The following is an 8660-nucleotide window of genomic DNA, read 5'->3' on the forward strand; positions in this document are numbered from 1 at the left end:
GCTCTCCCCGCTCCCGACCTTCCTCCTGTGGCGCCGCATGAAGCTGTGGGAGCTGCGCTCCTACGAGCAGGTCATCAAGCTGGAGCAGGAGCGCCTGGTCTACCAGGCCCGCCTCCGCTCCCGCTTCGGCCGCGCCTGGCGCCGCAAGGCCCCGGTGGAGAGCCTGATGCCGCTACGCCTGGCGCGCTACGGCATCGCCCTCGCCCCAACAGCCCCGGAGGGCCTGGCAGCAGCAGGAATACGGCCAGCGCCGCACCTGCAGACGCCCCACCAAGCCCGGGATGGAACTGACACCGCCTTCAGTCCTGCGGGCCGTTCTCCCAACAGGCCACATCACGTGCCACAGAAACCAGCACCCCCCGGCCATCAGCACCGGACACCAGGCAACAACGACGAAGCGGAACGACTCGGTCAGGCGGCCAACCTGGACCCCACCACGACGCTTCCCCTCTCCCGGCACGACGCCGCTGCCGAGGCAGACCGCCCACTCACCACGGACAACCCCGGGCACATCCCACACAGCGATGCGATGGAGAAACCCACTGGACCGCAGCAGGAGGTCCTCTCCGAGCCACCCCACCGACCCGACACCCACGGCACCGCCCCACCAGCCACAGCGGCCAAACAGGATCCGCCCACCAGACCCGGCCCGCACCCGAACCTAGACGGTCCGCCCCTCACACCAACTCAGCACGCAGACAGCACAACTGACGGACTGTTACCGCGCTCTCCGTCCGCACTCGCCCCGACCCATGCCGACCGGGACAACCCACCAGCACCCGACACCGGCACCCGCAGCGAGAAGAAACCGATCCCCCAACCGGAAACGGAACTCACACCTCCGCCCGTCGCTGACAAGCACCCCAGCAGCAGAGTCACCAGGCACCCTGTCGCCACCGCAGCCGACCGCTATTACCAGGCCTGGGAAGCCTTCCAACACGAACACGGCAGACAACCAGGACCTGAAGAGCTGTCCGCCCGCCTCGCCGAACACAGCATCCTCGGCCGCGACGGCCAGCCGATCAAGCCCAAGGCCCTGGCCCGCTACTTCCTGCAGTTCCGGATCTATCAGATCTGGGCCCAACACCGCGCCCTCGCCGACAACCCGCCACTCGACCAGATCGCCAAAGACCTCGCCCAGCACGGCATCACCGCCCAATACAACAAACCCATCCACCCAACCGACCTCACCCACCACCTCCACACCTACGAACACCGCTGGCAAACCCACCACTGACACGCCTGCCACAAACAGCCCGGCTGGTTCTGGGAATGAATCCTGCCCCCACCTACGGGCCTGGGCATGCTCAGCCCGGTGGAGTACGAACTCCGCACCCCACCACCAGTAGCCTGAAACCAAGCAACTCGACTCCACTCAACTCGGGACAGTCCGCAGCCTCCATCAGACCTGGAGCGGTTCACACACCCTCATCCAGCAGCAACGAAAGAGATGGCGCAGTGCGAACTCCTCATGCATCCTGATGGGTTGCACACACAGGAGGTCGTAACCGTGACAGAGATCCGCTCGCTGGAGGAACTACAGACGCCGGACCGCACAGCGCTCATCTTCACCCCGTTCGGGCTGGGCGGCCCGATGCCGGCCGAGCTGTCCGCCGAGTTCCTACAACGGATGGTCGCGGACTGCGAGCTTGCTTCGGATGTGGCGGAGGGGACCCGCCGGGAGTTCGATCGGCTTCAGCGTCTCTTCGTCTATGGCCTGCTCGACTATGACATCTTCACCGTGGTCGACGACCGCGCCTTGCTGGTGATGGAGCAGGCGCTGCGGGAGCGGTTCCTCCAGTGGTACGCCGGAACGGTCACCTTCGAGGACGCCAACGGCTTGGAGTCTCCAAGAACCGAGGCCGTAGGCACCTACGACGATGTGCTTGCCGCGGTGAAGAAGCTGGGCAGGAGGAACCGGCGGAGATCACGGCAGCAGCCGTCGCCGCAGTGGCAGTTGAAGGTCGGCAGCACGCTGATCGACTTCAACGGCATGCTCGCCGGGCTGCGGACCTGGGCGCGAGCGGCTGGTCTGCTGCGTGGTCAGCGCGCGCGTGGCATCGAGCATGCGCAGTCGAATCTGCGCAATGCGGTCGCCCACCCGACCGGTTACCACCGCACCATGCCCGTGGAGACGGCACGGACCCTGCACGATCTGGCAGAGCTCATCAACCAGCTGTGGGGACACCCGACTCCTGGCGGGCGTCTGTATCCCGCCCCGGTGGAACGCGACATCGTCGTCATGGCCTGGAACGACGCGGGAAGCGTCCACATGGCCCAGGCCGATGCCCTGCGCGACGACACGGGTGCCGACGGATACCTGTACCTCCTGATCCGCAGCGTCTCGCGCCCTGGAAACTGGTACGAGGACGCACACTGGGCAGAGTTCGACGCGCGGTTCGAGACAACGCAGTTCCCCGCGGACTACCTCTGGGGGCCCGGAAGCCGCAGCGACGCCCTGGCCTGGCTAAATGCAGAGCAGCCGAAGGGGGATACCGTCGACTACGTCGACCGCGTCTTCATGCTGCGCCAGCACGACGGCCACCTGTACCCGCCGATGCACCCGGAAGTAGCCGCCGGCCTCACCGAAGCAGAGCGACACGGCACCTGGCACACGGTGCGGGCCGACTTCCCCGAACACGCCTTCGCTCACGTACGGGGCCTCAACGGCAGCCACAATGCGCACGCCAGGACCGGCGACTGCAGAAACTGCCCTGCTCATCAGCTCGGCAGCGGCAGCCACGAACAGGCTTTGCGGGCCGCCGAAGACGCCATCGGCGTCATCGTCCCCCGGCGGCCGCCCGCCGTTGGCATCCCTGACTCGCTTTTCTGGCCACACAGATCCTGAGAGGACTGTATGTAACTCTTTATCCGGTTCGCCGATGTGTGTGGATGAGGCGCAGTGATCAGTCGCTTGGGTTAGCCGAGACCGAGTGTCGAGCGACGGAACTCAGTGGGCAGGAACCGGCTTGAGCGCCCCGCCACGGCCGAAGACGAAACACCCGGATCGAGGCGAGACCCGCGTTCGGTCCGCTGCACCTCCCCCTTCTGGCGTCCGCCGCCGACACCACGCCGAAGTCTCTTGTCGAGCGCCTCTACAGGTCGCGGATGCCCCCCTGGAGGTGCCGCTGCCTGCGGTACAGGAACGCGTCCGTGGCAGTCAGCTCCCACCATCCCGCGCAGACGTCCGGGCGGGAGTGGTTCCGAGGGGCGGACAGCGACATGTTGGCGAGCGGTGCCCCGGCGGCGACGCGGATGCCCTCATCGCTCACGCTGACGTCGTGGCGGGTGCCGTCGGGGGCCAGGGCGAAGTACGGGAAGCCAGCCCGGATGTCGCGCACGATCTGGGCGCCGGGCTCGACGAACGCCGTGCGGATGTTGTGGCGGATGGTGTTGCCGCAGTAGACCGGCTGGCCGTCGCCGCTGAAGCTGTGCAGGATCTCCCGGCCGGTGCCGTACGGCGGGTTCTCCTGTGTGAGGCGGCGAACCTCGGCTTCCAGCTGAGGGCGACTGGGCTGGTCGGGGTGGAGCCGGTCGTAGTCGTGGGTGGTGGGCAGGAGGGGGAAGTACTCCAGGTCCTCGGTGCCCGGGACGTAGCGGGCCAGCGTGGGGTCGCAGCGACGGAAGAAAGCAAAGGCGTCGAGGAGGGTGTCTATGACGAGCTGGCTGGCGACAGCGTCCCGGTAGGCCGCCACGACGCTGTTGTTGTTCTGTGGGTTGTTGCGGATGCCGTGGGGGAGCTGGTCGAACGGGAGCCAGGAGGGCATAACGCGGTAGCCCAGGCCCCCGCCGCCGACGACGCGGTCCGCCGGGACGTCGATCGTGGCCGGCATATGAATGTCGGCGTTGCGCAGCAGGAGGAGGCCGCGGACGACTCGCCCCTGAAGGTCGTCTTTAAGGAACTGGCGGTACCTGATCTTTTCGCTTTGGCTCTGGCTGTTGCAGATCACTTCGAGGTCGAGCGTTCGGATGGCGGCGAGCGCTGGCGCGGCTTCCAGGGCGACGCGCTCGGTGTCCACCTGCATGCCGTGCGCCCGGCACAGCGACGTCGTGGTGTTGGCGGCGGCTTCCCAGACGTGCGAGATGTAGAGCGCGAGGCCGTGCATCTTCTGGCGGCCCTTGGCGTGGCGCGCGGCGTCGGTGACAGGGAACAGGCCGGTCGGCTGTGAGGCCATCGTGTTCTCCTACGTGACTCCACCCGGCGGCGAAGAGATCACGGTACCGAGGGCGCCGGGCCGGGCGCACGAGATTTCGCGCATCCCGGACACTTTGCCTGGTTCCCGCCGCCTTTATTTCGCACACAACGCGGGCACAATGGCAGGTCTACGGGTTGAGACAGAACCCCACCCCTGACGGCTGGCCAAGCGCTTCCGGTCCGCGGCACTGCCGACGTAGGCCCGTGTGCCCGCAGGCTCAAACAATGCGCGTCAGGGGGAGATCGAAAGGTTCTCCCCCTCAGTCACATCAGGACGATGCATCCCCGCCGCTCCAGATGGGTCAGCATCTGCGGCGAGGGTTCGCATGAGTTCCAGCGCAGATCCAGCTTTTCCAGCGCGGGCATGTCGACAACCCACTCCGGGAGCCGGGTGAGGTGGTTGCTTCGCACGTCGAGCTGGCGTAGGCGGGGCAGCCCCGCCAGGGACTCCGGTAGTTCAGCGAGGGCGTTCTCCCGCAGGTCCAGGTGGCGTAGTTCGTGAAGGTCGACTACAGATGGCGGCAAGCTCGCGATCACGTTCCCGCGGAGCCAGAGTTCACGCAGATCGCGGAGGTTGCCGATGCTATCGGGCAGCGTGGCCAGCCGGTTGTGCTGCGCCCGGAGTTCGATCAGGCCGGTCATTCGGCCGACGGCCTCGGGCAGGGCCGTGAGCGTGTTCTCGCCGACATTGAGATAGCGCAGCCGGGTCAACGCCCCCAGCGCATCCGGAAGTTCGGACAAGTCGTTGTCGTGCAGGTAGAGGCATCCATCGAGGGCGGTCAGGTCACCCAGCTCGTTCGGCACCGATGCGAGGTGGTTGTGGCCAAGGTCCAGGGTGGCAAGCCGGTGCAGATGTCCGATCTCGGGCGGGAGGTCGGTGAGCCCGTTGTCCGCGAGGATCAGCACCTGGAGTTCGGTGTCCTGCCAGACGGACTCCGGTACCTTTCCCAGCTGCTGACGCCAAAGGTTCAGCACGTGCGGCACGGCGTGTTCCCTTCCTCGGTATGTCGACGGATCAGGCGAAGAACCGCAGCAGGCGCCGTACGGCCTCATCGGTGGAGGCGGCTCGCGGACTCCCCGACAGCAACAGGATCAACGGCAACCCTGACATCCGCTCAACCTACTTCCCCGGCACGGCCATCGGCCAACAAAGCTCCCGGGCAAGGCCGTTCACACGGATCAAGCGGTCAAGGGGCCCTCCAGGATCCGTCGCCCGGCCTGCCGGTCGCCATCACACGCGAAGGCCCTGCCCTCGGCTGGCAGTCGACCCTCGGCTGGCAGTCGACCCCACAACAGAAGCAGGAGGTCTTCCGCGGGGGCGGTGAGCGTGACCACCGGCGTTCCTGGGCCGTAGGTCCACGCGGCGCCGGTGCCGGTCGCTGTGAGCTGCAAGGCGTACCGGGGCGGCTGCGCCCGCCCGCGCTCCACCTGCCGGGGCGGTCAGCACTCCCACAAGGCCGGCCCCACCCACCGCCGCACCGGCAGCGACACCCGTTGCACCCACGCCGACGGCCTCTCCCCCATCGGCCTGCTGAACCTCGGCAAGGAGAACAGCCCCGGACATGCGATGGACCTGGGTCCACCCCCGCGCCGCCATGTAGCTGACGAACCGCGTCAGTTCCGCTTCCCGCTGCTCGGGATCTATCGGCTTGCCATGGCCGGGGAACACCACCCGTGCGGGAGCCTGCGCACCCCACTGGGGTGTCTTCCGCAGTGCGGCGCTCTCCACCTCCGGCTGCCGAGGTTTCCGCCCGCGGTCACTCATGGCTCGGCTCTCCGCCCGGACCACCCTTCAGCTCCCATTACACACCCGATCGCTGAAGCTCACGCGGCAGCACAGCCCCCAAGAACACGGGACTTCCCGCCCACCTCACCCCGAGCCCCTGCCTGGACCAGCCGGGCAGCCGATCTGCCCAGCGCCGCGCGCGACACCGCCGTCTCGCGCAAGGACACCAGGGGCTCCTGATCCCCTCGCCCGCCGCCCAGGTCCTACGTGGCCTCGGGCGAAACACATTCTGCTGTGGGAGCACCGCAGGAACGTTCGCCCCTCTCATGTGCTGGCGCGTGCCTGAGGCTTTGGGAGCGCGCCGGCACGGCGTGGGGGTGGGGTCAGTGGGTGGAGACGAGGTCTTCGAGTTGGTGGGCGAGGCTGGCGTTGGGCTGCGGGATGGGGCCAAAGCCGTCGATACGGTCGACGGCCAGGTCGTCCAGGGCGTCCTTGACCGCGTCTTCCGGGACGGCGGCCGCGTCGTCGGGAAGGTCGAGGAAGACGGTCAGGGCGCCGCCCGAGCCGGTGGTGGTGTCGACGACTTCGTGCGGGACGGGCGCGTACTGGCAGGGCTCGCCTTCGAGGATTTCGATCTGTCTGGCCCAGTAGGTGGCGTCGCGCCATTCGCCGCGGCCCAGGTGCAGGAGGTAGAGGCAGATAGCTCCGGTGGCCTGGCCTCCGCCGGCGGCATACTGGAGCCAGAACTGGGCGCCTTCTTCGCGGTCGGCCAGGACCAGGAGACAGGCGAAGGCGAGGGCGCCGCCGGGATCGCGGGCTTTGTTGAAGCGGGCGATACGGTGAGCGGCGTCGTCGTCGTGGATGATGCCCTGGCACAGGGCGCGCAGTTCGAGTGCGGCCCGCTGGTGCAGGAGCAGGGGCGAGCGCGGGCCGCGCGGTGCCGGGCCGGCGGGGTTGGTGAGCGCCTGCATCCAGCGCAGTTCGTGGAGTTGATCGCTGATGCGGCGGCGGGAGGCTTCCCGGTGGGCGGGGGTGTAGGTGTCTTGGAGGATGCGGGCTCGGGCGAGGGCTTCGTCTAGGGTGCGCGGCTGGTGCGGGCGCATCGGGGTGTCACTCCTCATCGTCGGTGTCCTCGCCGAACTCCAGTCCCAGGTTCGCGGCCAGGCGGCGTTTGGCGGCGCGGCGGGTGGAGCGGACCGTGGCCTCGCACACACGCCCATGACCAGGGAGGCCCGCTTGGTGGGGAAGCCGAGGGCGAACTGCAGGACCATGACATCAAACTGACGTTCCGGCAGGCGGGCTATTGCCGCATACAGGCCCATGGTGTCTTCGAGTTCGGTAACCTGCGCGCGGAATTCGGCGCGAAAGCTGTCCAGGATCGGATCGCAGGCGGCGCGTATGGCACGTTCGAAGGCCAGGGTCTCCAGCGCGGCCGCTTCCCGGCCCTGGGCTTCGAGCTCGGCTCCGACGCGTTCCTTCAGCAGGGTCCAGGCGAGCGCCTCGGGTGTCTCCTGCTCGGTGACCTGCTGCCAGATCACGGCCAGGAACACAAAGGTCTGGTCGACCAGCTGGTCGGCGGCGATCTGGTCGCCTAACTGCACGAAGGCGTATTCGAAATACGCCTGGTGGTAGAGCTCGTGGAAGGCCCAGAAGGCCGGCGGCACCACGTCGCTGGAATCCTGCAGGGCCTGCTCACCCACGTCCTCGGGGGGCTGCCCGGTCACCGGCCGCCCCCCGTCTCGTCCAGGCGGGCCGCGTCAGAGCGGGCGGCCGGCTGGCGCTGGGCGATGAGGCTTTCCGCGCCCAGGCGGACTCCGGCGCCCAACAGGCGCCGCATGCCGGCGCGAACATCGGGCGCGAACGCCCTCGCCGCTGCAGCCGAGGCCAGCACGAGGCTGGCGACGTCGTCCAGTGTCACAGTGGATCCTTCGAACTCGTGCAGCACCGGTGCGCCTCCCCGCATGTCCCAACTGCCGGTGCCTGGAGCCTGGTTGCTCCTGGACACCAGCAAACAACGCGGCCCCGCCGGTTCGTGCAGAGCACCTCACCACCACTTTTTAACGGAGAGTGGCCTTCCGGTTACGGCAAATCTCGCACTGATATTCGCCACCCCACCCGCCGCAATCCGCCACCCTGCGCGCCACCCTCACCACCTGCACCGCTACTGGCGCACGCCCTGGTTTGCGCAAACGTTCCCCACTCGTGCAATTGCATGAATGTGAGGCAAGTCACTTGAGCTGCCCGGGGTCGGCGGCCGCGACCGGGCACCGCCATGGCCGCACGCGACACCACAGCCGGCCCCACGCCGACGCCCATCGACCAGCCGGAAGGGGCGCCCCACACACCCCCTCGGCCAGGGAATCGCCCCGTGGCCGCCCTGCTCCGCGTACCGGTCCACTCCCCCGGTACGAGGCCGGGCATCGGACGTGTTCGCCTGCTCCGGAAGGCTGATCCGGACCAGACCGGCAGGCGCTACCGGTTGTCCGGGGTGCGGCTTCCGATCGGCCTGCGTGATACCGGTGTCCGCCTGGGAGACGAGCTGCATCGCAGTCAGAGAGGGCCGCGTCCGGCGGCGTGTGCGCGCCGCCGGGAATGCTGCCCGCACTGCGGAACGGCACGTGCGGGCAGCAGACTTCTAGCCCTAGGCGCTGTTTCTCGGATCCCCTTACGTGGGTGGGGTGTTGGGGTCAGGCTGGCTGCATGGGACGTGGTGACCTGACGAACGCGGAGTGGGATCGA

General features: G+C 68.0%; 6 protein-coding genes and 1 pseudogene. 2 read left to right on the forward strand and 5 right to left on the reverse strand.

What is annotated here, in order from left to right:
• Together IG08_RS62270 and IG08_RS0152470 are read left to right on the forward strand one after the other, a co-directional pair.
• Positions 1–1237, forward strand: a pseudogene (locus IG08_RS62270) (hypothetical protein); the annotation flags it as partial.
• A gap of 273 nt (positions 1238–1510) precedes the next feature.
• On the forward strand, positions 1511–2848 hold the full coding sequence (locus IG08_RS0152470; RefSeq protein WP_030621792.1) for a hypothetical protein: 1338 nt from the start codon (positions 1511–1513) through the stop codon (positions 2846–2848).
• Positions 2849–3095: 247 nt separating this feature from the next.
• Here the strand turns inward: IG08_RS0152470 and IG08_RS0152475 are convergent, their stop codons facing one another.
• The 5 genes from IG08_RS0152475 to IG08_RS0152495 all read right to left on the reverse strand — a co-directional run bounded on the left by IG08_RS0152475 (position 3096) and on the right by IG08_RS0152495 (position 7866).
• Complete coding sequence (locus tag IG08_RS0152475) at positions 3096–4175, reverse strand: hypothetical protein (protein ID WP_030621794.1); 1080 nt, start codon at positions 4173–4175, stop codon at positions 3096–3098.
• Between the two features lie 284 nt (positions 4176–4459).
• Positions 4460–5101 carry a leucine-rich repeat domain-containing protein gene (locus IG08_RS0152480; protein ID WP_338060208.1) on the reverse strand — a complete coding sequence of 214 codons (642 nt, stop codon included), beginning with the start codon at positions 5099–5101 and terminating at the stop codon, positions 4460–4462.
• 273 nt (positions 5102–5374) lie between these two features.
• Positions 5375–5623, reverse strand: a complete 249-nt coding sequence (locus IG08_RS0152485; RefSeq protein WP_030621798.1) for a hypothetical protein — start codon at positions 5621–5623, stop codon at positions 5375–5377.
• Positions 5624–6304: 681 nt separating this feature from the next.
• Positions 6305–7645, reverse strand: a complete 1341-nt coding sequence (locus IG08_RS62275; protein WP_052425341.1) for a sigma-70 RNA polymerase sigma factor region 4 domain-containing protein — start codon at positions 7643–7645, stop codon at positions 6305–6307.
• Complete coding sequence (locus tag IG08_RS0152495) at positions 7642–7866, reverse strand: hypothetical protein (RefSeq protein WP_030621803.1); 225 nt, start codon at positions 7864–7866, stop codon at positions 7642–7644. Before IG08_RS0152495 ends, IG08_RS62275 begins: the two co-directional genes overlap by 4 nt.
• Positions 7867–8660: the final 794 nt, after the last annotated feature.

It is taken from the genome of Streptomyces fulvoviolaceus (assembly GCF_000718165.1).
Lineage (GTDB): Bacteria > Actinomycetota > Actinomycetes > Streptomycetales > Streptomycetaceae > Streptomyces > Streptomyces fulvoviolaceus.

Excerpts from the sequence above, each read along its gene's own strand:
- IG08_RS0152475 (WP_030621794.1), bottom strand. The coding sequence starts at position 4,175 with ATGGCCTCACAGCCGACCGGCCTGTTCCCTGTCACCGACGCCGCGCGC.